The sequence below is a fragment of the Chryseobacterium sp. HNCC26DJ241 genome (genome assembly GCF_057180505.1).
In genome coordinates this window covers 1-26,637 of the sequence record NZ_JBXUGL010000002.1, presented here as the reverse complement: position 1 = coordinate 26,637, position 26,637 = coordinate 1, and the positions used below count along the sequence as shown (strand labels likewise).

The window sequence follows — 26,637 nt, the reverse complement described above, 5'->3', positions numbered from 1 at the left end:
TCCGAAATTTGATCTATGAATTTAGATAAAATAAAACAACCTTTTATACATAATTTTCCTGGAGATTTTAGTGGAAATCCAATGCAACGCCAAACTCCGAAAGTGTTGTTTTCTACAACAGAAACAGTAGGTTTTCCGGATGCAGAACTTATTCTTTTCAATGAAAAACTTGCAGAAGAAATTGGACTTGGAAAATTACAAAACAAAAATGACGAACAATTTCTTTTCGGAAATCATATTCCATCGCAAATTAAAACCTATGCAACAGCTTATGCAGGCCATCAGTTTGGAAATTGGGCAGGACAATTAGGAGACGGGAGAGCTATTTTTGCCGGAGAAGTTGAAAATAATTCCGGAAAAAAAACCGAGATCCAATGGAAAGGAGCAGGAGCAACTCCATATTCCAGACACGCCGATGGAAGGGCGGTTTTGCGTTCATCAGTTCGGGAATATTTGATGAGTGAAGCCATCTATCATTTAAAAATTCCTACAACCAGAGCATTAAGTTTGGCTTTCAGTGGAGAAAAGGTAGTTCGTGATATGATGTATAACGGAAATCCACAAGAAGAAAAAGGAGCGGTAATTATCAGAACCGCAGAAAGTTTTTTACGTTTCGGGCATTTTGAACTGATGTCGGCGCAAAAAGAAATCGAAACCTTGCAAAACCTTACCGATTTTACAATCAAAAATTATTTTCTGGAAATAAAAACGGAAGGCGTTCAGAAATACAAAGATTTTTTTGAAGAAGTTTGTAAAAGAACCGCTCATTTGATGGTAGAATGGTTGCGTGTTGGATTTGTGCATGGAGTGATGAATACCGATAATATGTCCATTCTTGGATTGACCATTGATTATGGTCCGTTTTCCATGTTGGATGAATACGATCTGAATTTCACTTCCAATACTACCGATCTTCCCGGAAAACGATACGCTTTTGGAAAACAAGGGCAAATTTCGCAATGGAATCTATGGCAGCTTGGAAATGCGCTTTATCCTTTAATTCCGGATGAAAAATTTTTAGAGCAAATCCTTACCGATTACAGTTCTTATTTTTGGCAAAAACATGACGAGATGATGGCAGGAAAATTTGGGTTTGATGCCGTGATTGAAGGAGATGAGAGTTTCTTTACTCAATGGCAACATTTGATGCAGGAATTAAAATTAGATTACACTTTGTTTTTCAATGAATTAGAAAGATGGAATTTAAACAAGAGTACCATCAATTTGGAAAAAATTTCTTATGCAAATCTTTCTCCTGAAAATGAAAAAAAATGGTTTCAATTTCTGAATGAATATGAAAATCGTTTATCAAAAAATTCCATTTCAAAAATAGAAAGCATACAACTGATGCAGCAAAGCAATCCGAAATTTATTCTACGAAATTATCTCCTTTATAATTGTATTGAGGAATTGAATAATGGAAAAACCGAACTTCTAAATAAATTGCTAAAAGCCTTAGAAAATCCATATCAGGAATTATTTCCTGAGTTTTCCAAAAAACGACCGGATGAATATGAAGGAACCATTGGTTGCTCCATGTTGTCGTGCAGTTCTTAATAAACTATTTTGAAAAAATCTTTGATTTTCAAAAACTTAAATGCTCTTAAATGAACTTTTTAACAATTTTACATTTAACTTAAGTGTTTATTAAAAAGCTCAAACAGTTCTTAAATTCTTATTTTTGCCGAAAACTTTTTAGAATTTGAATTTTAAAACCAAAATTAAAGATTTTTTCAAGCTAGTATTTCCTTCTTCTTTGCAGGAATTTTTAGTCTTTTTATTATTTCTGGTTTCTTACGGAACTTTAGCAGCTTTTATTGCACTGAATTATCGAATTATTTTTGATGACCGAATTCCTTGGAATGCCTATTTTAGTTTCGACAACAGGTCTATTATTTTATCAGGAGGAAGCTATGAAAGACACCCGCTTTCCAATTATTTTTTCGATGGGCTTCGAAGTTTTGCACTTTGGTTTTCAGATGGAAAAATGAACGAAATTTTTCGTTTGGTTCTTGCATTGTGCAGTGCGGTTACAGTTTCTTTTGCCAATGTTCAGATTTTTAAATATTTAAAAAACAGTATTCATCTTCCTGCTAAAATTTCTTTTTTGCTTATTCTATTTTTTGGAATTTTTGTAACGCCGGTTTTGCTTTCCTTCACACCGGAAACGTATACATATTCCCTGTTTTTTTTAACGCTTTTTATCAATTATGCTGCAACAAAACTTCAGAAAAGCAAAAAACACTCTGTTCTTGCCCTTGCTTTTGCGGGAATTTCGATAGGAGGATTAACTATTACGAATATTATAAAAATTTATATTCCCATTCTTTTTGAAAAAAGCCTTTTCAGAAGCTGGAAAAAATTGGCCGATGCAGCTTTTCGTGTTCTGATTTCGGCCGGAGCTTTCATTCTGCTTTTTCTTTATCGTCTGGATTTCAATTACGAACGGGTTTTCACAAAAGCAGGCGAACAATATGAAAAATTTTCAAACGTAAAAACGACTCCGGTTTGGGACATGATGTATTCGTGGTTTTTTGGCGGAAATATGCTTTTTTCTTCATACGAAATTTCGGATAATCACAATGCTGAGAAAACATTTTTTTTCAAGGCTCTTTATATGGAAACTTATTCTTCCTGGTTGAATTATTTTTTTGTAGGACTGATTTTCACATTTGTTTTATGGAGTTGGTTCAGAAATTTTAAAAATAAATTAGTTCAGATTTTAATGCTTTCATTTTTAGTAGATATTTTGATTCATTGTGTATTAAAGTTTGGACTTCATACCTCTTACATTTATGGAGGACATTTTATTTTTGTAGTTCCTTTGATGTTGGGTTGGTTATTTTATTCTTACAGAAATCATCCAAAATATCTGTCGGCCATATTTTCAGTTCTTGTTATTAGTTTCGTATATTTCGGGATGAATAATTTCCTGAGAATGCAAGAGTTTTTTGAATTCCTGAATCAGTATTATCGTTAAATCAATTATAGAAGGAAAACCAATTCTTTTTTAAATTTTGAAATATGTTGTATAAAAGAAGCAGTGAGCTTTTCGTAGAAGCATCAGAATATATTCCGGGAGGTGTTAATTCTCCTGTTCGTGCCTTTAAATCCGTTGGTGGAACACCGATTTTTATAAAAAAAGCAAAAGGAGCATATCTTTATGATGAAGATGATAACCGTTATATTGATTATATCAATTCTTGGGGATCCATGCTTTTGGGACATGCGTATCAACCTGTTGTTGATGCCGTTATTGAAAAAACCAAAAAAGGAACTTCTTTCGGAACCCCAACAGAAATAGAAACCGAAATTGCAAAACTTGCTGTTTCCATGGTTCCGAATATTGATAAAATCCGTTTTGTAAATTCCGGAACAGAAGCTTGTATGAGTGCCGTTCGTTTAGCAAGAGGGTTTACAGGTCGTGAAAAAATCATAAAATTTCGTGGCTGTTATCATGGTCATTCCGATTCTTTCCTGATTGCGGCAGGAAGCGGATTATCCACTTTTGGAGTTCCTTCCAGTCCGGGTGTAACAAAAGGTACGGCAAAAGATACTTTGCTGGCGAATTATAATGATATGGATTCTGTTCAGGAATTATTCGATTCGAATAAAAACGAAATCGCGTGTATCATTATTGAGCCTGTTGCAGGAAATATGGGTTGCGTTCCTCCTGTCAATAATTTTCTTCAAAAACTGCGGGAAATTTGTGACGCAAACGGAACTTTACTCATTTTCGATGAAGTGATGACGGGTTTTCGTTTGGCGAAAGGTGGTGCACAAGAATTATTCGGAGTAAAAGCAGATATTGTAACGTATGGTAAAGTAATTGGCGGAGGTTTGCCAGTGGGAGCGTTTGCTGCACGTAAAGAAATTATGGATTTTTTAGCTCCAATTGGTCCTGTTTATCAAGCGGGAACTTTATCCGGAAATCCTTTAGCAATGGCAGCCGGTTTAGCAATGCTGAAAGCGATTGATTCTGATACGGAATTATTCAAAAGATTAGAAGAAAAAACCGCCTATCTTGAAAAAGGATTGCAAGAAGCTTTAACTAAAAATAAAAAGACTTTTGTTATCAACCGTGTTGGTTCTATGATTTCGGTTTTCTTCTGCGAAAATGCCATCGAAAATTACGATGATGCATCCAAAGCCGATACTCCGGAATTCAAAGAATTTTTCCACGAACTTTTGAAAAAAGGAATTTATATAGCTCCTTCTTCCTACGAAACATGGTTCATTACCGATGCTTTAACGTATAAAGATTTGGATGAAACCATAAAAGCTGTGGAAGATGTTACACGATAAAATATCATAACTAAAAATAAGTTTTTGTGTTGTATTACTCAATTATATCCTTGAAGCGAATTTTGCAAAGTTCTTAGGTTTAAAAACTGTCACTTTTTCTGGCATTTTGTCTTTAATGTCTACAACTACATGTATTTAATCTGTTTTTGGACGTCTTTTAAATCCAACAGATTAGGAATTAATTAATTTTTAGTAGAATGCATAAAAATATTCTAAAAAGTTGAACTTAAATTTTATTACTTCAAAAAAGTAACTTTTTCAAAAATTAATATACGCTACACTATTTGATGTGGTTAAGGTTATTGCATTCACAATATCCGCATTGGTTTCTCCGGAATTTCGCACTCTTCTTATTCTCACATCACAAGTATGTGCTCCATTGTTTGCCACGGCAATAGGCTGAACCGTGGAGATACTAAATTGTGCAGGAGGAGGCACACGAAAGGAAGTATTTAATTGGAAAAAAACATATTCCTTGAACGTTTGGATGGCATTAGTAGGAGCGCCATCTAAGAAAACTCTTGCTTCATAATAAGAAGAACCTGTACCTGTGGAAGGAAGACTGGTAAAATTAATGGAGATAGAAAAATTGATAATAAGAATTTTACCTATTTCTGGTGAAGGGACATTGGTGAGATTTACAACGGTATTGGGGATAAGAGTATATTTTGTTCCATCTACACTAAAGGCAGTTTGGGTATTAGATGAATATTGATTAGGAACAAATGTAATACTGGTTGCAGTATTCATCGGAATTATTTGCCCGTTATTATCTACTCCGATCGTTTTTCCAGATGTATTAACTATAGCATTGGTAGAGGTAAGGTTGGTAAATTTAAGACCAGAAACATTTGATATACCACTGTTTATTTCTAATTTGTCAGTAGGATTGGTAGTGCCGATACCTACGTTTCCAGAATTTCTAATAATAAAATCATCAGCTTGTTGTGTTGATGTAGGTGTAGCAGAAGTATTATTCTTTAATGCGTCTATATGAAGAGCGCTATTTGTGACAGGAGTGCTTACGCCGATACCCACTTGTGAAAATGAATATAAAAAATTCAATATATTTATAAAAAAAAGAATTTTTTTCATCGTATTTTAATTTATGTAAGAAATATTATAATAGACGGCAATTGGCGCCACTGTTCCATTGCCATTATTGGTATTCATTCTTATGTCAAAAGTATGTGTTCCTGCTGTCATGGTGCGGAAGCTTGTAAGACAAAACTGTCCACCAGCAAGATTGGTTGGAGTCTGTATGGTTTGTGATATACCCGACTGTTGCCCATCTATAAAGAGATGAGCATTATAATACGTTGTATTACTCCCAGAAACATAGGATATTGAAACTACATAATTAATAAAGACTAACTTTCCACCTAAAGGAATAGTAATACTACGAGAAGTATTAGGAAGTGCTGAGGAATAATTAGGAAAATTGGGCAGTGCAACACTACTTGCTGGCGTTGCTCCGTAATCTGTAAAATTACCGTCTAATGCTGTTAGTTTTGTAGGAACTATGTTGCTCACGGTAATTACGTTTCCATTTGCATCCACTCCCAATGGAATTCCCAGAGAAGTTGAAACCGGGCTAGCAGAAGTAAGGTTTGTAAATCTTAAACCAGAAGAACTAGCCACTCCGGTAGTAATTTCTAACTTTGCACTGGGTTTCGCATTTCCAATCCCAATATTTCCAGCACCATTTGCTAAAGAATTTGCACTTGTATTAACTACAAAATCATTTAGCAGCTGTATGTTTGTTGCCGTTATTGCATCGTCTTTGGCTCCATCAACAACAAAATTTCCGTTGACATTGGTTGTACCTACGCCAACTTGTCCAAAAATTATAAAATGTATAAGAACAAATATAAAAACAAAGACTCTTTTCATTTAATTAAAATAGGAAATATTAAAAATAAAGGACATTGTTCCAAAAGATACGTTTTGGCTTGCACTTGTCGGATTAGTTGCATTGGTAGACACTCTTCTCATCCTTATATCTATGGTGTGCGCACCTGCGGTAAGTTGCACAAACGAGCTTAGATTATACTGAACCTGAGTACTACCATCTCCATTACCCACCATAGATTGTTGATATACATCCGCAGGTTGTCCGTCTATGTATACCCGAGCCTCATATACATCTCTATTATTAGGATATGGTGTGCCCACAGAATTAACGCTGTTATATATATCTATACCAACAACAAAATTTATAAAAACCATTTTACCTCCAGTTGGGATAGTAAATGTTTGAGAAGTACCATTTGCGATTACCCATGAATTGGCATTTACATTGTAGGTACTGGGTGCATACTGTGCGCCGGAAGTTCCAAATGAATTATTGCCATTGTTGCTTATGAGGTTGGCAACTTGAGGATTTGTAGTGGCTACCACATTACCTTGTGCATCTACGCCAATAGTTTGTCCGATACTTATCGGAGTAGATGCATTGATTTGTGTAAATTTCAAACCGGCAGTGTTTGCTGTTGCGGAAGCAATTTCTAATTTATTGGCAGGAGCATCATTCCCAATTCCCACATTTCCATTTGTTAATACTACAAAATCATCACTTTGTTGGAGAGCAGTTGGTAAAGAACTTGTGTTATGTTTATTTCCATTGATGCTGCCGTCTACTAGAAACATTCCAATAGGATAGGCGGTATTTATTGCAAATTGAGCACTTGCAAATAATGGTAAGACGAAAAAAAAGAAAGTACTGATTTTCATTCTCATTATAATGTGCTAATTTACTAATTATTAATATTTTATTTAATTTTTCAAGTACAAATTTTGTGCCTATTTATAAAATATTTTTAAAAATAGTATATTATAACATATTTTTTATAATATATGAAAGGAATTTACTGCGAAATGTGTAGTAGAAGTTGTCAATAGTTAGTATTTGTTTATTTCTTTTTTTTTGATTTTAATATGCCAAAAAAGCACTTTATGCGAAATATATTTTAAAAGTATTATAAAAATCTAGCCGCTTAATTAGGATTCCAATCTATTATTTAGCTGGAATTCTGTTTCGTTTAAAATTTGAATACTAAATATAGTTTTTCTTTTTTCCACTATGAAGTGATGGAAAAATCCAATAGCGAAAATTATGTGAAACTTTCTTTTGACATAAATTCCCTAATGGTAATGCTGTAAAGGTATTGAATTGCGAATGTTAATTTGATAAATATAACATAGTAGCATTTAGCTAATTACTCCGCTTCCTAAAAGTTCTTCACCAATATACCAAGCTGCAAATTGACCTTCTGCAACGGCAGATTGCGGTTCTTCAAATTCTATATAAAAAGTGTTTTCAAATTGATATAAGGTTGCTTTTTGAAGAGGCTGTCTGTATCGGATTCTGGCCATTACTTCCATTGTTTTGCCATTTTTTAAACGTAAATCTTCACGAACCCAATGAAGTTCAGAATTGTCAATTTTTACAACTTTTTGATAAAGCCCCGGAAAATGGTGTCCTTCTCCTACAAAAAGAATATTGTTTTCCATATCTCTGGAGATAATAAAACAGCTTTCTTTATGTCCTCCTATTCCCAAACCTTTACTTTGCCCGATCGTATAATATTGTGCACCCTGATGTTTTCCGATTACTTTTCCATCAGATTTTTGATATTTAATTTTAGAAGAGAAAAACTCTAATTCTTCTAATTTTGAAGAAAATTGAGGTTTTTCTTTGAAAAACTCAGGAAAATCTCTAAAAATTTCTACAATTTCTCCTTCTTTTGGCTGAAGCTGTTGTTTTAAAAATTCCGGTAGGCTTACTTTTCCAATAAAGCATAATCCTTGCGAATCCTTTTTATCCGCGGTTACCAAACCGATCTCTTTTGCAATTTCACGCACTTGTGGTTTTGTAAGTTCGCCAATCGGGAATAAAGATTTTGACAATTGCTCCTGATTGAGCTGGCAAAGAAAATAAGACTGGTCTTTATTATTGTCTTTTCCCGCTAAAAGGTGGAAAATTTCCTTTCCATTTTCATCAAAAGTAGAATTTACTTGAGCGTAATGTCCGGTCGCAACTTTCTCAGCACCAAGTGATAAAGCTGTTTTTAGAAAAACATCAAACTTTACTTCGCGGTTGCAAAGAACATCAGGATTAGGAGTTCTGCCTTTTTCATATTCTGCGAACATATAATCTACAATTTTTTCTTTGTAAAGTTCGCTCATATCAATTACCTGAAACGGAATTCCTAATTTCTGAGCCACCATTAAAGCATCATTGCTATCTTCAATCCAAGGACATTCGTCTTCCAATGTAACAGAAGCATCATTCCAATTTCGCATAAAAAGCGCAATAACTTCATGACCTTGTTGTTGAAGCAAATAAGCAGCAACACTGGAATCTACACCACCGGACAAACCTACAACTACTTTCATAATTTTAACGATACTTTTTTGACGCGAGCGAAGCGAGCGTCAATTATTTTTTAAACTGCAAAAATACGATTTTAAAAAGGTAGAAATATAAAATGATGTGAATTGAGGCAATAGAAAAAATCAACATAAAAAAACCACCGAAAGCTCGGTGGTTTTTATCATTTAAAGTGAAAAATTATTTCACGCTTTCTTTTTCTTTTTTAGTTTCTCCCGTTAGTCCGTCTTTAGCATCATTTATATCAAGAACTACCGTTTCGCCTTCACTGAATTGTTTATTCACAAGCATTTCTGCTAATAGATCTTCAATGTATTTCTGAATAGCTCGTTTCAGAGGTCTTGCTCCAAAATCTTTATCCCAACCTTTTTCGGAAATGAAATCTTTAGCAGCATCTGTTAGTTCAACTTTGTAACCTAATTTTTCTAATCTTCCGTAAAGTTTGGAAAGTTCCAGATCAATGATTTTTCTGATATCGCTTTGTTCCAGAGAATTGAAGATGATAATATCGTCAATTCTATTCAGGAATTCTGGCGCAAATGCTTTCTTCAAAGCACTTTCGATGGTGCTTCTTGCTCGTGCATCTGTCGTTGATTTTTTTGCAGAAGTTCCGAATCCGACTCCATCTCCAAAATCTTTCAGATCTCTTGTTCCGATATTAGATGTGAGAATAATAATGGTATTTCTGAAATCAATTTTTCTTCCCAAAGAATCGGTAACATGACCTTCATCCAAAATTTGTAACAAAATATTGAAAACATCAGGATGCGCTTTTTCAATTTCGTCTAAAAGAACTACAGCATAAGGTTTTCTACGAACCGCTTCTGTCAGTTGTCCTCCTTCTTCATATCCAACATATCCTGGAGGCGCTCCTACCAATCTGGAAACCGCAAATTTTTCCATGTATTCGCTCATATCAATTCTGATTAATGCTTCATCAGAATCGAATAATTCACGAGCCATTACTTTTGCCAATTCGGTTTTACCAACACCTGTTGTTCCTAAGAAAATAAAGGTTCCGATTGGTCTGTTAGGATCTTTTAATCCGGCTCTGTTTCTTTGGATAGCTTTTACAACTTTTTTAACAGCATCTTCCTGACCAATTACTTTTCCGTTCAGCTTCGCATCCATTTGAGCTAATTTATCCAGCTCATTTTTGCCTACTTTAGTTACAGGAACCCCACTCATCATAGAAACTACTTCTGCTACGTTTTCTTCTGTTACAGTTTCTTTTTTCTCTTTTACATTTTTGTCCCATTCTTCCTGAGCAACCTGAAGCTCACGCTGCAATCTTTCTTCTTCGTCTTTCAGTTTTCTGGCTTCAAGATAATCCTGAGCTTTTACGGCTTTTTGTTTCAGGTCTTTGATATCTTCAATTTTCTTTTCGTTTTCGATGATTTCATTCGGAACTTTCATGTTTTTGATATAAACACGAGAGCCTGCTTCATCCATTGCATCTATCGCTTTGTCCGGTAAGAATCGGTCTGTAATATATCTTGCAGTAAGATTTACACAAGCTGCAATTGCTTCCGGTGTATAAATTACATTATGATGATCTTCATATTTATCTTTTATCTGATTCAAAATCTGAATGGTTTCTTCAATAGTAGTAGGTTCTACCATTACTTTTTGAAACCTTCTTTCCAAAGCACCATCTTTTTCAATATACTGACGATATTCATCTAAAGTTGTCGCTCCGATGCATTGAATTTCACCTCTTGCTAAAGCCGGCTTGAACATATTGGATGCATCCAAACTTCCTGTTGAACTTCCTGCTCCTACAATTGTGTGCAACTCATCAATGAAAAGAATAACATCGCGATTTTTTTCTAATTCTGTCATAATCGCCTTCATTCTTTCTTCAAACTGGCCACGATATTTTGTTCCCGCAACTAAACTTGCCAAGTCCAAAGTAATCACACGTTTGTTATAAAGAACACGGGAAACTTTTTTCTGATGAATTCTCAACGCCAATCCTTCTGCAATTGCAGATTTTCCAACTCCCGGCTCACCAATCAATAGAGGATTGTTTTTCTTTCTTCTGGAAAGAATCTGAGAAACTCTTTCGATTTCTTTTTCCCGACCAATAACAGGATCCAGCTTTCCATCTCTTGCAAGCGCAGTAAGATCTCTTCCGAAATTATCCAAAGTAGGAGTTTTACTTTTTCCGGTTCCGAGATTTCCCGTTGGCTTACGCATTTGTCCATAATCTTCTCTTTCTTCATCATCGTCATAAGCACTCATTTTTGGGCTTTGTCCGGAATTTTTAAGCATTGTCTGGTATTCTTTAGAAACTCTTTCATAATCAATATCATACGCTTCCAAAATATTGGAAGTAGGATCTTCCTGTTTGTAGAGGATTCCTAAAAGAAGGTGTACTGTATTAACTTCTGTACTTTGATATTGTCTGCATTCAAGTTCGGAACGTTTTACAGCCTGATCAGCCATTTTGGTAAAAGAAATATTTGCTGCTTCTTCTGCAATTGGATTTATATTAGCTGCATTTAAAGTTTCAATTTTTCTTCTAATCTGTATAAGGTCTGCATTAAGATTCTGTAGAATTTCCTTTGCAGAATTCTCAGTTTTGATAATTCCTAACAGCAAGTGCTCCGTATTGAGGAACTCACTCTTCAATCTTTTTGCTTCATTTTTGCTATGTTTGAACACTTTGCTCAAACCATCTGAAAATTTATAATCCATAATAAAAACTCTCAATATTAATTAAAGATAGGAATTTACCTTTAATGTTAAATCAAAGTTACAAATAGTTTACCAAAAAACAATTCGGACTTTATGGCAGATTGCAAAGAATACCGAAAAAAAATCAAAATCTTAAAATTAGAGGGATATTTTCTTTTGTAAATTGGATTTTTAAATATTGTGAATAGTCATTACTACTGTAAAAAAGATACTGCCAATTTGAAAGATATTTTTTTTCGGCATCGCTTAAAGTAGAAAATGAGTTTATAAATCTTTGATCGTTTTTTAAGAAAATATAACTGCCTTTTTGTATATCGTTTTGAAGAGGGCTTTTTTGAGATGTAATGGTAATTTGCTTACCATTTTTATAAATTTTATTGGGTAAAAAAGGTATACACGTGAATTCCTGTTTTTGATTGATCCATTTTTTGTTTTGAAAAAACTGCCAAGTTTTATCCGGATTGTCCGATTGCAAGGAAATAGAGTAATCCGGCTGAAGAATTTTTTGAAAACTCACTTTTTCTACTTCATTAAAGTTTTCATCATATTCATAAGTAATGATGGTATCTTTTTTTTCTTTAAGAGAGACTTTTGCAGATAATGTGGCTATTTCAAGAGAATCAACATTGATTTTTCCCCAATAGTTTTGCGAAAAAGAAGCCGCTCTTTTTATCCAGTTTTTATCCATCTGAAGATCAAGAAAATGATTTTTTTTAGTGAGATTTTGTATTAAAGAGGTAAAAATTTCAGGATTTTTTGTTTTCTGAATTTGGATACAATCTTCTCCAATTTCAATGGGAAAAGTATCTGTTTTTCCAGACGAAATAAAAGAAATACTAGCATGAGAGTTTTTAGAAAAATCATTGATATTCAAAAAATTAGAATGGAAATTTTCTGATAAGATATTGGATGCAAAATTTTCAAAATGAAAGTTGTTTTCATTTTGTTTCATTTTATTTTTAATAAGACATTTTTCTCCAATTATTTTTATCAGGATTCTGTCTTTTTGAAATAATTCTTTTCCTTGATTTCTGAATTTTTCCTGTTGCAGAAATTTCAAAAACCGATTTTTATCCGAAAGTTCTACTACTGTATACCATTCTAAAATGTCCGAATCTTTTAAATGAAAAATTTGGACGAAATCCGGTATTTTTATTCCGGCATCTTTCAGCTGAATTTCAGAGTTTTCTTTATTTTTCGGTTTGATCCATTCTGAAGGATGAGTAACGAAATTGTATACATAATATTGGGTTACATTTTTTACATCTATCAGTACAACAATATCGGCTTCTTTCGGAATGTATTTCAGTGTTTTATCTTTATTGAAAAACAAAAAATAGATTGTTCCGAAGGCTATTAAAAAAATTAGGGAAAGAACAATTCTGCCTTTTTTTCTCATTTAGAAAACCATTAATTTTTTTTGACAGGATTATCCATTTTGTACAACTCGTCAAAAATATCCAAAAAGTACATCAGGCTGTTCTCAGAAGAATTATAAATATTATAATCAATTTCCGTTTCTATACTTTCACCTTTAACATCCGTTTTGTAGGTGAGTTCGCCCATGTTTCTTCTAAGAAAATTGAATGTTTCTTTATCTTTAGAGCTTTTAAATTCTTTTTCCATTCCGTCTGCAAGTTTACGAACGTTCAGCCAGCCGGATAAAGAATGTTTGGAGATTTCTTTTGCCCATTTTTTTGTTCTCTCAGATTGTTGCTTTTCACCGATACTTTCCAAAGAGGTAGTAATGTATACGATTTCGTCTTTTACCAAAAAGAAAAGTTGGTCAAACTCCCCGTTTTTTTCTTGAAATAGATAGATATCACCTTTTTTTACAAAGTTTTTACTTGTTTCCTTATTGGAGGCAATCATATCCAACATTCTTTTCCAGTAGCCTTCATTCTCGGTAGTAAAAGCAAAAGTAAAATCGGGCATTACAACTTCTTTTGTTTTTTTCACTTCTATTCCGTTGTAGTCTTCATCATATTCATAATCGGTGTATTCTACATTTTTGGAAGTTAGATTATTCAGGATAAAGATAGCATTGCCGGGAGCAATTTTAGAAATGGCTTTTTCATCCAGTGCAATTTTCATGGTTTCCACCATTAGTGCAATTTCTTTTTGGTATTTGTCATCTTTTCCAATATTTTGGATCCAATCGTACATCACATCGAAACCTTTATATCCATTGATGTTCATGGAATAATATCCAATACTCTTGTCCGAAAGAAGTTTTGCCAGTTTTTTGTTAGATGTGCCTTTGTACACTTCAGACATTCCTTTTTGTACTTTCGGATCTTTGTTTTGGTAATTATTGACAAGCCTTACTTTATCATTATCAAAATACAGATTATATGAAGAGTTGGAATCGTAAATTTTGCTCAGATAGTTTTCAAAAAAATAAAATCTGTCCATAGGATTGTACATTCCTTTTTTATGAAACATATTTCCATAATCAGTATAGGCAAAAACATCTGCTTTTTCATCCTTGAAAGTCCGTTTTTCTATCGGTATATCCATTTGGAAATCAGAATTGAAAAGAATTTCGAAAGAATCTTCTGCCAATTTTTTTACGATTTTAAAATTTTCTATATCAATGGAATCCAAACTTTTTTGAAAACTATCATCTACTTCTTCATCTTCCTGAGTAGAATATTCTTTGTCTCCATAATAAGGAGCAGCCTCTTCAGTAGAAGGGTTTTTGTCTGTCGGTTCTTCTTCCGGTTTTGGTTCCGGATATTTGTGATGCTTTTTCAGATACTGAATATCTCCTTTGATTCTGGTGATTTCATCTTGATGATAATCTAAATCTTCTTTCAAATATTTGATTTCTTCTTTGTAATCAAAGGGTACATCTGTTTCTACCATTGCACTGTCTACTGCAACAGTTGCGCTATCTATCGCAACATTTACACTGTCAATTTTGTAATCGTCCCATTTGTAGGGTTTATTATAATTGATTGTTTTCAGTACTGCGTGCTTTTCGTTCCATGCAACAAAAATATTTTTATCCAGACTTATGTAGGAATACTTATTTTTTTTGGTAATTTCTAATCCTTCTTTTTTGGTGGAGTTGATGAATTCCAAAAACTTACTATTGTCGGTAAGAATAAAATGAGCAGTATAAGACTGAACAGAATCATTAACAGTTGCATAATGATACTGTACATCATCATATTTTATTCCTGTTTTGGAATAATCGTTCCAAGTGTTTTCCTTGTTTTTTTCTTTGATTACATCTTGTAAAATAGGATTAAATTTTGCCCAATTCACTTTATGATCGAGTTGTTTTCCATTGATTTCCATATAGAAAACCATATTTTCCGGAACTTTTAATCTGTTTTGTGCAGAAACAATCAGAAACAGAAGAAAAAAGAAAAAAGAAAAATTTTTTGAAGATTTTTTCATGGTTTTATTAGTTGAGATGTATCGTATTGTAAATTTGTTTTTTCTGAAGGATAAAATCCAGAATATTACCTTCTAATTTCAAAGCCTTTTTGTTAGGAGAAATCGTATATGAAGAATTGCTTTGAGATGTAATGGTATTCTCGAATTGCAAAATAGAAACATACCTTGCATTATTAAAAATCTCTTTGTCGGCTTTGCTTAGATTTTCATAATCCGTCTTAAAAGTATTGAACTTGTTTTTGCTAAAGGTTTTTCCGCTAAGATTATTGCTGTACAATTGAGAAGGAATTATTTTACTGATGATTTTTTTTGATTTGAGCCTTTCCAAACCTTCGTTTATATTTTCAATTTTTTTGAAGTTGCAGCTCAGTTTGATGATATAGTTGTCAAAATCCATAGAAGTCTTCACATTGCTGATTCCGGGAACATCACTGAAAACAGAAGCCGCTTGTTTTACTTTGGTTTCGATTTCAGATTTTTTCGGAACTTTTTTTCCATTAATAGTCTCCATTTTGGAAATGGAATTTAGTCGGGTCTTACTTTTGCTGGCATTAAGTACAATAGAATATTCGCCACTTCCATCGGCTTTCATAGCAACTTTATCAATAACATCGAAGCAACTTGTCAAAGCCAGAAAAGCAATAACGATGAAAGCGTATTTAAAAATATATTTCACAGAAAAATAGAATTTGTGTTTTTGCAAAGATACTTTTTTCCGTTAAAGGTAAAAAGTTTATTGAAATCAGATGTTTCCATTCAGAAAATCCTGTCGCACATTTTCTTCCAGCTTTTCAATAGCGTAACGAAGTGAAGTTCTGGGCATTGTTTTGTAATGAGTTTTCAAAAATTCCAAAAGCTCTTCTTCGTTTTCATTTCCCATTTCACGAAGCAGCCATCCGTTTGCTTTATGCATCAAATCATGAGAATGATGCAGGTTATTAAGCGCCAATTCTTTTGTAAGATCGAATTTTCCTTTTTTGATGTAATGCATCGTTCCTACAATTCCCATTCTTTTGCTCCACATATTTTCTTCATTGGAAAGTTTTCTGAGCAAATCATGGTTTTCCGTTTCAAAAGCGTGTTTTCCTAGTATTTTGTAGCAAGAAGAATCCACCAGATCCCAATTGTTGATGTGTTTTTTGTTCTCCAAATAGAACTTTATAATTTCTTCTTTCTCTTCAGGATTCTTACTTTTTTCGTATTTTGAAACCAGCATCAGCAAAGCACAATGACGGTGCTCATGGATTTTGGAAGAAAGAAGTTCCTGAAGTTCTTTTAAAGAAATTTTTTTCCAGTATTCTTTTGCAATTACTCTCTGATCGGGAACAGTAACTCCGATAAACTCATCGCCTTCTGCATATTCTCCTTTTCCTGATTTGAAAAATTTTGGAAAAAATTTGGCTTTTTCGGGAATAGCCAAATCTTCTAATGCTTTTTTTATTTCGTTTACAATATCCGACATAGGAAAAAGTATACTTTATATATTATTGATTTTCAACGGAATCATTATCGAAATATTCAAAAAGAAAATCATTGTAAGGAAATCTTGAAATATGAATTTTATGAACTTCATCATAAATCAATTTTTTCATTTCCGGAAAATTTTCCTTCGTTAAAGCTGAAATAAAAACGGTAGGATGTTTGGATTTTGCCATCCATGTTTTTTTCCATTCTTCCAAAGAAATATTTTTTCTGGTAGAAGGCGTCAAATCATCTTCCTCTTTTTTCTCATAAGAAAAATCGTCTATTTTATTGAAAACCATAATCATTGGTTTTCTGTGCGCATCAATTTCCTGTAAAATTTGATGTACAGAATCTATATGATCCTCAAAACTTTCATGTGAAATATCCACTACATGAATCAATAAATCTGCTTCACGAACTTCATCCAAAGTAGACTTAAAACTTTCCACCAATTGCGTAGGTAATTTTCGGATAAAACCAACAGTATCAGTGAGTAAGAACGGTAAATTTCCGATTACCACTTTACGGACAGTAGTATCCAAAGTTGCAAAAAGTTTATTTTCTGCAAAAACTTCCGATTTGGAAAGGGCGTTCATCAATGTAGATTTTCCAACATTGGTATATCCAACCAAAGCAACACGAACCATTTTTCCACGATTGTTTCTTTGGGTTGCCATTTGTCGGTCGATGGTTTTCAATTTATCTTTTAATAAGGAAATTCTGTCACGAATAATTCTTCGGTCGGTTTCAATTTCCGTTTCACCGGGACCACGCATTCCGATTCCGCCTCGTTGTCTTTCAAGGTGAGTCCACAATCGTGTCAATCTTGGGAGAAGATATTCATACTGAGCGAGTTCCACCTGAGTTCTTGCATAAGACGTTTGTGCTCTTTGTGCGAAAATATCAAGGATAAGATTGGTTCTGTCAAGGATCTTTACTTCCAGCTCACGTTCAAGATTTTTTAATTGGGAAGGAGAAAGTTCATCATCAAAAATTACGGTTCCGATTTCGTTTTCTTTTACATAATCTTTTATTTCCTCCGCTTTTCCTTTTCCTACAAACGTTTTGGAATCAGGCTGAGACATTTTTTGGGTAAATCTTTTTTCAACAGTTGCTCCTGCTGTATAAGCCAGAAACTCCAATTCATCCATATATTCTTTCAGCTTATCTTCATCCTGATCTTTGGTAATTAGGCCTACCAAAACGGCTTTTTCGTATTGATGTTCTTTTTTTTCTAGCATAGTTTGCTGTTTGCTTTTAGCAGTTGGATTGTCGCTTTTTTGCAAATTTAGTGAAATTATTTTCCTTTGTTTGCATAGATGTACATGGATATAAATTCTGCAAAAAATTTATTTATTTTTATAGTTAAAACATTTGTTTTCAATATTTTAAAATTGTTTTTTGAGCTTATAACATTGCAAAATCATCAGTTTTTTAAAATTTCAGGTAAAACTTTTATTTTTCTGAAAATTTCCACTTGAAGATTAACATAATAATAGCTGATAGACAGACAATTACATTAGTAATGATTACGGATGGAAGTTGCTTCAATATTCCATAAATCAGCCAAATTAATGTGCTTACAACTACAATAGCAAAAGAAGTTACGGAGATATCTTTCACTGATTTTGATTTTCGTGTTTTGAAAATTTGAGGGACAAAAGTGATGCAAGAAAGTGTCCCTGCGAAAAGTCCAAGAATTTCCGGATTAAAACTCATAAGATTAATAATGGTAAGGTTTATATGTAATAGATTTTCATTTAATATGTTAAAAATCAAATTTATACTTTCAAAACGTCTGTTTATTTTTACATAAACTCAGCAGAAAAACAGCAGATATAATTTAATGCAAAGTGCTATATTTCAAATTGTTACATCTTAAATTGTCTTGCTTGTTAAAAGTTCACAAGGCAAAAAGTCAAAGATTTTTTAAAATAATCAATCCCAATCTTCGGCAACAAGTTTCATGGTATTTCCTTGATCATCAGAAAGTGTAAGAAAATGTCCTTCGATTTTATAATTATTCATTTTGGGCAGTTTTTTTCCAAACTCTTCTTCCAATTTCATTTTTCCTTCACAATACATCATCGTCGATATCAATTGTGAAAACTTTACGCTTCCATTATTTTCAAACTTAGCTATGAAAGACATATTGTTGCAGCCCATTTTAGCGGTATATTGATTTTTATCTTCCGAGTTTTGCTCTAAATCAATATAAGCATTTAAGCTCATTAATTCTTGTTTTGTAAAACCTTTATACTCAATCATCATCCATTTTCTGTGGATATTTTGTTTCCCACTTTCGTTTTTCTTTACAAAAGAACAAGCAATGAAAAAGAAAATAACAGTAAAAATGAAAGTGATGGTTTTAAAGAATTTCATGAGATAAATTTATAAAGAAACAGCGAATTCTATATCACATAGAGCAAATATTCATTAAATTAGCACAAATTAAAATTTTCCAAAATGAAAAAAATATTTTTGCTGGCAACATTTCTATTAAGTTTTCTGCAGCTTCGTGCAGATGAAGGAATGTGGCTTCTTATGCTTATTAAAAGACTAAATCATGTAGATATGCAGAAAGAAGGTCTGCATCTTACAGCCGAAGAAATTTATTCTGTAAATAATTCCAGTCTTAAAGATGCAATTGTGCAATTTAATGGAGGCTGTACTGCAGAAATTGTTTCGGAACAAGGTCTTCTTTTTACCAACCATCACTGTGGATACGGAAGTATTGCTGAACTTTCCACACCGGAAAAAGATTATCTTACCAATGGATTCTGGGCAATGAAAAAAACAGAAGAACTTCCTGCGAAAGGACTTTCTGTTCGTTTTTTAGTAAGAATGGATGATGTGACCCAAAGAATCAATGCAAAGCTGAATAACAATATGTCTCCGGAAGACAGAAAAAAAGCAATTGAAGATGAATATAAAGCCATCCAAAATGAAAATTCTGAAAACGGAAAATATACCGTTGTTGTAAAAGATTTCTTCAATGGAAATGAGTTTTATTATTTTGTTTATCAAGACTATAAAGATATACGTTTGGTAGGAACACCTCCCAATTCTTTAGGAAAATATGGAGGAGATACCGATAACTGGGAATGGCCAAGACACACTGCCGATTTTTCTGTATTCAGAATTTATGGTGATGCCAACGGAAATCCGGCAGAATATGCAGCAGGAAATGTTCCTCTAAAACCGAAACATTCTTTGCCTGTCTCTTTAAAAGGATATGAACCAGGAGATTTCACTATGATTGTAGGATATCCGGGAAGAACCAACAGATACCTTACTTCTTATGGAATCAGCCAAATGGTAAACAAAGATTATCCAGCTTGGGTAGAAGCATCCAAAACAGCAATGGATGTGATGAAAAAATATATGGATAAAGATCAGGCTACAAAACTTGGATATGCTTCCCAATATGCGTCTGTAGCCAATTATTGGAAAAACAGACAAGGTACAATAGATGCTGTAAACAAGAACGGAACAATCGGAGATAAGCAAAAAGTAGAGCAAGCCTATGAACAATGGGCTTCCATGCCGGAAAATGAAGTAACATATAGTGGAGTTTTACCTAATATCGAAGCATATTATAAGCAGATATCCAACAGAAATGTAGAAAGAAACTATGGAGCTCAATTGCAAAGAAATGCAAAGTATATTTCTTTAGCATATAAATTGGGAAGCCTTTTCAAAACGTATGCAGATCAGGATGATGCAGGAAAAACGGCAATGAAACAAAAAGTGGTAGACGCTATTAATTCTTCTTATGAACACTTCAATTCTCAGTTGGAAGGAGATATGCTGAATAATATGATCTCTTTATACCAAAGAAAAGTAGATCAGGAGGTCGCTTCTAAAACACTTGTTGGTGTTGATGCTTCTACTGTTTCCAATACCGCTTTTTCTTCCATTTTTGCAAATAAAGAATCTGCAATGAATTTTGTTAATAATCCGGATCGTTTAAAAATTGATGCAGATCCAATGAAAAAAATTGCAGATGGATATGTAAACGACCAAAAATTGATGGAAGAAAAATATTCTAAAATTGACAGTAATTTCCAAAACAACACTCGTCTTTTCTTAAACGGATTGATGAAATCTCAACCTAATAAAAGTTTCTATCCGGACGCAAATTCTACTATGAGGCTCACTTATGGAAAAGTAACTACACTTCCGGTGCGCACAGACAGAAATTATTACGGAATTTCCGAAAAAGATAATTATTACACCGATGTGAGAGGAATGGTTTCTAAATACAAAAAAGGAGATGAAGAGTTTGATCTTCCACAAGGATTCCTTGATCTGATGAAGAAAAAGGATTATGGAACCTATGCCGACAAAAAAACAAAGCAACTACAGGTAAATTTCCTTTCTGATAATGATATTACAGGTGGAAATTCCGGATCTCCGATTATGGATGGATATGGAAGACTTATTGGATTAGCATTTGACGGAAATAGTGAGGCTTTAAGTGGTGATATTGTTTTCGAACCAGAATGGCAAAAAACTATAAATGTAGATGTTCGTTTTGTTTTGTGGATTATTGAAAAATATGGAAAAGCAGGACACCTCATTAGTGAAATGAAATTAGTAAAATAATAATTTGACGATACCATTTTAATATTTAAAAGAACCGTTGAATTTTTTCAGCGGTTTTTTGTTAAATTCACTTTATGAAAAAAAGTATTGAATTTGATGCTCAAATCCAACAACATGGAAATATGGATGCAGCATTTGTGGAATTTCCTTTTTCCACAGAAGAGCTTTTCGGAAAGAAAGGACAGGTGAAAGTGAAAGTTTTATTTGATGATAAAGCTGAATATCGTGGAAGTCTCGCCAAAATGAAAACGAATTGCCATATATTAATACTGACTCAGGAAGTCAGAAAAAATATTGAAAAGACATTTGGAGATAAAGTATTCATAAAATTATGGGAAGATAATGAAGAAAGAGTTGTAGAAGTTCCTGAAGATGTAATGGAGATCTTCAAGCAAAATAAAGCTGCTTTTGAACTTTATGAAAAAATGAGTTATACTCACAGAAAAGAATATATACGCTGGATTACAGAAGCCAAAAAGCCGGAAACCCGAGAAAATCGGAAAATGAAAATGATAGAAATGATACTCGCCGGAAAAAAAGGAATTTAAAATGAAAAATTACGAAACGGAAAGGCTAATTTTGAAGCCCGCCCATTTGGAAGATGCCGATTTCTTCTTAGAATTGTATAATATGCCAAAATTTATAAAATTTATAGGCGATCGCAATATTCGGACAAAAGAAGATGCCGAAAATTATATTCAGAATCGCTTTCTTCCACAAATGGAGAAGCTTGGATTCGGAAATTATGTAGTAATTCTGAAAGAAACCAACAAAAAAATAGGAGCAGTCGGAATTTTTGAAAGAGAAGGATTGGATATTCTGGATATTGGTTTTTCCTTTTTTGAAGAATTTGAAGGAAGAGGATATGCTTATGAATCGGCATATAAATTAAAAGAAGCAGCAAAAAAAGATTTCGGGATTGAAAAACTTTCGGCCATTACTTCTAAAAATAATTTTTCTTCACAAAAACTTATCGAAAGACTCGGATTGAAGTTTCAGAAATATGTGACACTTCCTGATGAAGATGAGGAATTGCTCTATTATGAAAATTGATGGATAAATATGTTTTTCAGTATATTATCATAATAATTTTCTTTGCCATTCCGTAGGAATTTCTACAAAGTGAGTTGATATTCCTACAGAATGGCAAGTTATTAAGATTATACAAAAAACATTTAGATAATTCCCAGACTAATTGCTTTTTTCACAAGACCGGCAATATTATTCACCTGAAGTTTTGCAAAAATATTTTTACGGTGTGTTTCTATAGTGTGCCTACTGATGAACAGTTTTTCCGCAATTTCATCTGTACTGTATTCTTCGCTGATAAGGCAAATGATTTCGCGCTCTCTTTTGCTCACAAGACTTTTATTAAAATCAAAACCTTCAACATTGCTGAGATCCTGATAAAAGATTTTTTTATTTTCAAGAACCACTTCTTTTATGGTTTTTATCAAAATTTCAGAATCCGTGTCTTTCAGCAAATAGGCATCCACTTCCTTTTTATTGAACATATTTTTGAAAGTACTCATCACCAGAATCTTAATATTCGGATGTTTTTCTTTTACCAGTTTTACTACTTCTATTCCGCTGATTTCCGGCATCGAGATATCAGTAATCAGAAGATCAACCTCAAGAGAGTTTAGTTTATGAAGTAAATCTTTTGGTTGGTTGGATGCATAAGTAATTTCAAAATCATTTTGTAGAATCAACTTCAACCCATCTAAAAAGATAAGGTGATCGTCAATAATGGCGATTTTTATTTTTTCCATGATCTTCCGTGTTATATTTTTTTTTCAAATGTTAGTCTAAATTTACAAAAATTAAAACAATATAACGTAGACAAATGAGAATTATGCTGTTCCGGATTAGAATTCGATAAAAGATTACGGAGAATAAGAAAATATTGTTATATTTTCTTTGTACAAGTTCTTTAATTTTTATGTTATTACTGGTTATTTGTACAAAACAAAGCGTCTTCATTTTTTAATAATGACATAGATTCCTCGTTCCTCGGAATGACAAGCAGAGTGGTTATTATTATTTGAAGCCTTCTATTCTTCCATTTCTATTATAAAAGTGGAGCCTCTTCCAATAAAGCTGTCAATGGATAATTTTGCCCCGATTATTTTTAATCTTTCTTCAATATTTTTTAATCCAATTCCGTTTAAAGAATTTTGGACATCAAAGCCGGTTCCGTTATCTTCCAAAATGATATTCAGATGGTTTTCGTTCTTATGAATGTTCAGTTCTACTTCCGTTGCTTTAGAATGTTTGGATACATTCTGCAATAATTCCTGAAATACTCTGTACAGATGCTGTTTCTTCACCTCATCCAAATTGTCTGTTGCATTTTCGGGGTAAATGGTGATATCGAGATTAAAACTTTTTTTGCTTTTATATTGTCTTTGCAAATCCATCAATAATGATTTCAAGGTTTTGTTCTGGGTATAATTCTGGCTCAGATTGTGGGAAATACTACGGATTTCCTGAAAAACACTGGAGAGATCATTTTGTACTTTTTCCAAAATCTCGTTTTTCAAATTCCGATTTTCCTGATTCAGAATTAGTTTTATTCCCGCAAGATCACCTGCAACTCCGTCGTGCAGATCTTTGGCGATACGATTCCGCTCTTTGTTCTGTCCGTCTACTAATGCCTGAACTTCTTTCAGCTCCTGTTCTTTTATCAGTTTTTCGGTTTCTTGTTTATGGTTTTTTTCTTCCTGCAATCTCAGTCTTTTTTGCAACTGCGCTCTTTTGAAGATGAAATAGGCGAAAGTAAGCAGTAAAAGCCCAATAGAAACAGAAATAATAATAATATTGTTTTTCCTTTTTCTTTCGATTTCTTTCTGTTGATTTAAGAGTTTGATCTGGTCATTCTTTTTTTCTACTTCATATTTGGTAACGATCTCATTGAAGTTTTTATCTTTTTCTATGGTGAAGACACTGTCTTTTACCTGTTGGTAGGCCTTTTGATATTTGAGTGCTTCTCTAGAATTCCCTGTTTTTTCATATGTTTCGGAGAGCCCCTTGTAAAGAGCTAATTTTTGTTCAAAATCATTATCCTGTAGATTTTGTAATGCAAGCAAATGCATTTTTAATGCTTTTTGTAAATTATTGGTTTTGAAGTAATAAGACCCAAGGTTTTGATATACATAATATAATTTTGATTTGTCATCTAATTCTTTCGCTATTTTTAGCGCTTTCATTAAGTATATATAAAAATTAGTATATTGATGAGCCATACTATATGTAACACTAATATTTATTAACTCATCGTACTGAGAATTTTTATCTTCCAAAATATAAGCAATCTTCAATGCTTTTTTTAAGTAATTAATACTTTCATTAATGTTTTTAATATTATAGCAAAGAGCCAAATTATTATAAACATTAATAAGTTGTTGTTGATCATTGTTTTTAATAAAAATTCTTTCGGCTTCTTTAAAATTTTTTATAGAGTTTATGGTGTCCTTTTGCTTAAGATAAAGTCTTCCTAGATCATTAAGTATAAGACCTTGTTCGGGCATTTTTTTCGATTTTGCAAACCTTAATCCTTTAAATAAATAATCGGATGATTTATCAAAATTACCCACTTCCATCTCAATAGTTGCTAATTGAGCATATGATTTTACAACTATTTTATTGTTTGGAACCTTAAAAGCTAAATTTTGAGCGTCTAGCAATAGCTTATATGCTTTCACATTATCATTATATATATAATAATACCTTCCTTTATTATAAAGACATCTGGATAAATAATAATTATCTTTTATTTGTACACTTTTATTCTCAGCTTGTTGAATATAAAACAAAGCAGAATCTTTTTGTGTATTAAGATTATTAACAAATTTTTCAATTAATTTTTCAATTTTTGGGTTTTCATGGGTTTGAGCATAAACGACTTTTATTGATAGGATTAAAATAATATAAAGAACCTTATTTAAAAATTTATTAAAATATACCATATTTATGTTATTACTTTGTAATCCTTTATTTATAAAATTTGCGAAAAAGTTATGAAAAACATTTTATTTATTCTATTATTACTAGCGAATTGTTTAGTAAAAGCCCAATCAGATACTATTACCATCAGTAAAAGTACAGAAGTAGTATCCATAAACAGGATTGCTCCAGTTATTGTTACCAGCAATATCGATACTACTATTTCAGGACAGATTGAATCTGAAACCCGTGTTATCATAAAACCAAATCCTGAAAGACCTTTTAGAATAATTATTAAGCCAATATGGGATATTCTTTTAAAAGGACAGTCTGGAGGCGATATAAGGATAACTAAAGGTGGTGGCGGTAATGGAAGAATTAGAATATTCCCTAATCCGGTAATTGATATTATGCATGTGGGAATAGATGGTACAAAAGCGACAACGTATAAAATTGTAGACTTTAACCAGACGGTTTACTTGCAAGGAACGATATCTCCAGCTAAGGATAAGTTTGATATCAATGCAACAAGTCTTCCTACAGGAAATTATATTCTGATCGTAGATACCACTTCCGGACAGCAACTATCAAAGCAATTTATAAAACAGTAAAAAAGAACAATTACATATGAAAAAAATAATATTAAGTTTAGGACTATTGTCTGCAGGTTTGGTATCTGCGCAAGTTTATACCCCAACTGGAGCTGTTGCCGGAACAACCTTGAATTCTTCTACAGGAAATGTGGGAATAGGCACTCAATATCCACAAGGTGCTTTAGATATTAATGCCAATGGAAATATTCCTGTTATTCGAGGTAACGGAGGGTACATTCCAACAGGTTTACGCTTTATTGATGATTCGTATACTCAACCAGGGCAAGTACAGGAATGGTCTATATGGAAAGGCAATACTTGGCTTAAAGGACTAGGTTTTATGAGATATGATGCTGTAAATCGTTGCGCAGGAGGTATCTGTGATATTTCATTGTTTTTGCATGATAATGGTAATGTAGGAGTAGGATTTGCAGATCCAACAGCCAAATTTCACGTTTATAAAGACAACACAAACAATCAAAACCTTATAACAGGTATGTTTACAACTGCTGGTGCAACAGGTGGAAGTAATATTTTAAGGCTTTCATACCATAGTAGTGCAGATATAGAATTAAACTCATTATATACAGGGACAGGATTTCGATATGGAAGTTATGCTGATATGAATTTGGTCAATAATCAAACAGGAGGTACGTATGGTGCTATTAATTTCGTTACTAATAATAATATCAATATGTCTGTTAGACCCAATGGTAACGTAGGAATAGGAACGACAACCTCTCAAGCAAAATTACATATTGTGGGTGACTTTAGCAATCCTAATGATGGTGGAGAGCTTATTGTTGGAAATACAAGTGCACCCAATCTAAGATTTGGAAACACAAATGATTATTCTTGGATTCAAAGCCATTATAGTCGTCCTCTTTATATTAATCCTTCTAATGTAGGTAATAATACTTTGATTAATCCTACTGGTGGTAATGTAGGAATAGGGACAACTAATCCAAAAGGTAAGTTTCATGTTGGGGATGATACTGAAGCAGGGATAGTTCTTGATAATCGCTTAACAAGTGTTTCTGCAAAAATTCCAGCACAAATTTTTTGGACAGAATCTGGAAGCAATACGCAAGCAGGAGATTTAGGAATTGCTCCTAGAACGGATATAAATGCTTCTATATTATTTTACACTAACAATGGAAGTAATATTGCTGAAAGAATGAGAGTTGCAGGTAATGGCAATGTCGGAATCGGTACCTCATC

At 33.0% G+C, this 26,637-nt stretch carries 21 protein-coding genes and 1 pseudogene; 8 read left to right on the top strand and 14 right to left on the bottom strand.

Translation table 11 applies throughout. The features are described 5' to 3' along the window. Positions 1–15 precede the first annotated feature (15 nt). The 3 genes from AC2A1C_RS02660 (at position 16) to hemL (ending at position 4,305) form a co-directional block, all read left to right on the top strand. Positions 16–1,557: a protein adenylyltransferase SelO gene (locus AC2A1C_RS02660; protein WP_484023198.1), complete on the top strand. Its 1,542-nt coding sequence runs from the start codon at positions 16–18 to the stop codon at positions 1,555–1,557. Positions 1,558–1,702: 145 nt separating this feature from the next. Further along, the gene (locus tag AC2A1C_RS02655) at positions 1,703–2,980 is read left to right on the top strand and encodes a DUF6080 domain-containing protein (protein WP_484023197.1); all 1,278 of its coding nucleotides are present in this window, start codon (positions 1,703–1,705) and stop codon (positions 2,978–2,980) included. A 44-nt stretch (positions 2,981–3,024) separates the two neighbouring features. Then, entirely contained in the window at positions 3,025–4,305 is a 1,281-nt protein-coding gene (hemL, locus tag AC2A1C_RS02650) for a glutamate-1-semialdehyde 2,1-aminomutase (protein WP_484023196.1), read from the top strand. A gap of 258 nt (positions 4,306–4,563) precedes the next feature. On the opposite strand, the gene AC2A1C_RS02645 is transcribed toward hemL, so the two are convergent. The 12 genes from AC2A1C_RS02645 to AC2A1C_RS02590 form a co-directional block, all read right to left on the bottom strand. Beyond that, the gene (locus AC2A1C_RS02645) at positions 4,564–5,400 is read right to left on the bottom strand and encodes a hypothetical protein (RefSeq protein ID WP_484023195.1); all 837 of its coding nucleotides are present in this window, start codon (positions 5,398–5,400) and stop codon (positions 4,564–4,566) included. Positions 5,401–5,406: 6 nt separating this feature from the next. After that, positions 5,407–6,198 carry a hypothetical protein gene (locus tag AC2A1C_RS02640; protein WP_484023193.1) on the bottom strand — a complete coding sequence of 264 codons (792 nt, stop codon included), beginning with the start codon at positions 6,196–6,198 and terminating at the stop codon, positions 5,407–5,409. Next, on the bottom strand, positions 6,199–7,038 hold the full coding sequence (locus AC2A1C_RS02635; protein WP_484023191.1) for a hypothetical protein: 840 nt from the start codon (positions 7,036–7,038) through the stop codon (positions 6,199–6,201). It abuts the gene before it with no gap. Between the two features lie 477 nt (positions 7,039–7,515). Continuing rightward, a complete protein-coding gene (gene mnmA, locus AC2A1C_RS02630; RefSeq protein ID WP_484023189.1) occupies positions 7,516–8,703 on the bottom strand; it encodes a tRNA 2-thiouridine(34) synthase MnmA in 1,188 nt (395 codons plus the stop codon). A 175-nt stretch (positions 8,704–8,878) separates the two neighbouring features. Then, positions 8,879–11,398 (bottom strand): ATP-dependent Clp protease ATP-binding subunit, encoded by a 2,520-nt coding sequence (locus tag AC2A1C_RS02625; RefSeq protein ID WP_484023187.1) that lies wholly within the window; start codon positions 11,396–11,398, stop codon positions 8,879–8,881. A gap of 124 nt (positions 11,399–11,522) precedes the next feature. Next, positions 11,523–12,797 carry a hypothetical protein gene (locus AC2A1C_RS02620; protein WP_484023185.1) on the bottom strand — a complete coding sequence of 425 codons (1,275 nt, stop codon included), beginning with the start codon at positions 12,795–12,797 and terminating at the stop codon, positions 11,523–11,525. An 11-nt stretch (positions 12,798–12,808) separates the two neighbouring features. Next, positions 12,809–14,806: a hypothetical protein gene (locus AC2A1C_RS02615; RefSeq protein ID WP_484023183.1), complete on the bottom strand. Its 1,998-nt coding sequence runs from the start codon at positions 14,804–14,806 to the stop codon at positions 12,809–12,811. A gap of 7 nt (positions 14,807–14,813) precedes the next feature. Further along, entirely contained in the window at positions 14,814–15,482 is a 669-nt protein-coding gene (locus tag AC2A1C_RS02610) for a hypothetical protein (protein ID WP_484023181.1), read from the bottom strand. Positions 15,483–15,548: 66 nt separating this feature from the next. After that, positions 15,549–16,268 (bottom strand): DNA alkylation repair protein, encoded by a 720-nt coding sequence (locus AC2A1C_RS02605; protein ID WP_484023179.1) that lies wholly within the window; start codon positions 16,266–16,268, stop codon positions 15,549–15,551. A 22-nt stretch (positions 16,269–16,290) separates the two neighbouring features. Next, positions 16,291–17,511, bottom strand: coding sequence for a GTPase HflX (hflX, locus tag AC2A1C_RS02600; protein WP_484023177.1), 1,221 nt, complete (start codon positions 17,509–17,511; stop codon positions 16,291–16,293). 214 nt (positions 17,512–17,725) lie between these two features. Further along, positions 17,726–18,049, bottom strand: coding sequence for a SemiSWEET family sugar transporter (locus AC2A1C_RS02595; protein ID WP_484023175.1), 324 nt, complete (start codon positions 18,047–18,049; stop codon positions 17,726–17,728). Positions 18,050–18,208: 159 nt separating this feature from the next. Next, a complete protein-coding gene (locus AC2A1C_RS02590) occupies positions 18,209–18,652 on the bottom strand; it encodes an META domain-containing protein (RefSeq protein WP_484023174.1) in 444 nt (147 codons plus the stop codon). An 84-nt stretch (positions 18,653–18,736) separates the two neighbouring features. On the opposite strand from AC2A1C_RS02590, the gene AC2A1C_RS02585 reads away from it, so the two are divergent. The 3 genes from AC2A1C_RS02585 (at position 18,737) to AC2A1C_RS02575 (ending at position 21,931) form a co-directional block, all read left to right on the top strand. Continuing rightward, entirely contained in the window at positions 18,737–20,878 is a 2,142-nt protein-coding gene (locus tag AC2A1C_RS02585) for a S46 family peptidase (RefSeq protein ID WP_484023172.1), read from the top strand. Positions 20,879–20,952: 74 nt separating this feature from the next. Next, positions 20,953–21,426, top strand: coding sequence for a YdeI/OmpD-associated family protein (locus AC2A1C_RS02580; RefSeq protein WP_484023170.1), 474 nt, complete (start codon positions 20,953–20,955; stop codon positions 21,424–21,426). 1 nt (position 21,427) lies between these two features. Further along, positions 21,428–21,931: a GNAT family N-acetyltransferase gene (locus AC2A1C_RS02575; protein WP_484023169.1), complete on the top strand. Its 504-nt coding sequence runs from the start codon at positions 21,428–21,430 to the stop codon at positions 21,929–21,931. 122 nt (positions 21,932–22,053) lie between these two features. On the opposite strand, the gene AC2A1C_RS02570 is transcribed toward AC2A1C_RS02575, so the two are convergent. Then, on the bottom strand, positions 22,054–22,650 hold the full coding sequence (locus AC2A1C_RS02570) for a response regulator transcription factor (RefSeq protein WP_484023168.1): 597 nt from the start codon (positions 22,648–22,650) through the stop codon (positions 22,054–22,056). A gap of 282 nt (positions 22,651–22,932) precedes the next feature. Further along, a complete protein-coding gene (locus AC2A1C_RS02565) occupies positions 22,933–24,846 on the bottom strand; it encodes a tetratricopeptide repeat-containing sensor histidine kinase (RefSeq protein ID WP_484023166.1) in 1,914 nt (637 codons plus the stop codon). A gap of 51 nt (positions 24,847–24,897) precedes the next feature. On the opposite strand from AC2A1C_RS02565, the gene AC2A1C_RS02560 reads away from it, so the two are divergent. Both AC2A1C_RS02560 and AC2A1C_RS02555 read left to right on the top strand, forming a co-directional pair. Continuing rightward, a complete protein-coding gene (locus AC2A1C_RS02560) occupies positions 24,898–25,434 on the top strand; it encodes a T9SS type A sorting domain-containing protein (protein ID WP_484023165.1) in 537 nt (178 codons plus the stop codon). A gap of 16 nt (positions 25,435–25,450) precedes the next feature. Beyond that, a pseudogene (locus AC2A1C_RS02555) lies at positions 25,451–26,637 on the top strand (hypothetical protein); the annotation flags it as partial.

What these genes read in the sequence shown, in the direction of transcription:
- AC2A1C_RS02560 (WP_484023165.1), top strand. Translation starts at nt 24,898, where the DNA reads ATGAAAAACATTTTATTTATTCTATTATTACTAGCGAATTGTTTAGTA.
- AC2A1C_RS02660 (WP_484023198.1), top strand. Translation starts at nt 16, where the DNA reads ATGAATTTAGATAAAATAAAACAACCTTTTATACATAATTTTCCTGGA.
- AC2A1C_RS02625 (WP_484023187.1), bottom strand. Translation starts at nt 11,398, where the DNA reads ATGGATTATAAATTTTCAGATGGTTTGAGCAAAGTGTTCAAACATAGC.
- AC2A1C_RS02590 (WP_484023174.1), bottom strand. Translation starts at nt 18,652, where the DNA reads ATGAAATTCTTTAAAACCATCACTTTCATTTTTACTGTTATTTTCTTT.
- AC2A1C_RS02615 (WP_484023183.1), bottom strand. Translation starts at nt 14,806, where the DNA reads ATGAAAAAATCTTCAAAAAATTTTTCTTTTTTCTTTTTTCTTCTGTTT.
- AC2A1C_RS02580 (WP_484023170.1), top strand. Translation starts at nt 20,953, where the DNA reads ATGAAAAAAAGTATTGAATTTGATGCTCAAATCCAACAACATGGAAAT.
- AC2A1C_RS02620 (WP_484023185.1), bottom strand. Translation starts at nt 12,797, where the DNA reads ATGAGAAAAAAAGGCAGAATTGTTCTTTCCCTAATTTTTTTAATAGCC.
- AC2A1C_RS02575 (WP_484023169.1), top strand. Translation starts at nt 21,428, where the DNA reads ATGAAAAATTACGAAACGGAAAGGCTAATTTTGAAGCCCGCCCATTTG.
- AC2A1C_RS02640 (WP_484023193.1), bottom strand. Translation starts at nt 6,198, where the DNA reads ATGAAAAGAGTCTTTGTTTTTATATTTGTTCTTATACATTTTATAATT.
- AC2A1C_RS02585 (WP_484023172.1), top strand. Translation starts at nt 18,737, where the DNA reads ATGAAAAAAATATTTTTGCTGGCAACATTTCTATTAAGTTTTCTGCAG.
- AC2A1C_RS02645 (WP_484023195.1), bottom strand. Translation starts at nt 5,400, where the DNA reads ATGAAAAAAATTCTTTTTTTTATAAATATATTGAATTTTTTATATTCA.
- AC2A1C_RS02605 (WP_484023179.1), bottom strand. Translation starts at nt 16,268, where the DNA reads ATGTCGGATATTGTAAACGAAATAAAAAAAGCATTAGAAGATTTGGCT.
- AC2A1C_RS02635 (WP_484023191.1), bottom strand. Translation starts at nt 7,038, where the DNA reads ATGAAAATCAGTACTTTCTTTTTTTTCGTCTTACCATTATTTGCAAGT.
- AC2A1C_RS02565 (WP_484023166.1), bottom strand. Translation starts at nt 24,846, where the DNA reads ATGGTATATTTTAATAAATTTTTAAATAAGGTTCTTTATATTATTTTA.
- hemL (WP_484023196.1), top strand. Translation starts at nt 3,025, where the DNA reads ATGTTGTATAAAAGAAGCAGTGAGCTTTTCGTAGAAGCATCAGAATAT.
- AC2A1C_RS02570 (WP_484023168.1), bottom strand. Translation starts at nt 22,650, where the DNA reads ATGGAAAAAATAAAAATCGCCATTATTGACGATCACCTTATCTTTTTA.
- mnmA (WP_484023189.1), bottom strand. Translation starts at nt 8,703, where the DNA reads ATGAAAGTAGTTGTAGGTTTGTCCGGTGGTGTAGATTCCAGTGTTGCT.
- hflX (WP_484023177.1), bottom strand. Translation starts at nt 17,511, where the DNA reads ATGCTAGAAAAAAAAGAACATCAATACGAAAAAGCCGTTTTGGTAGGC.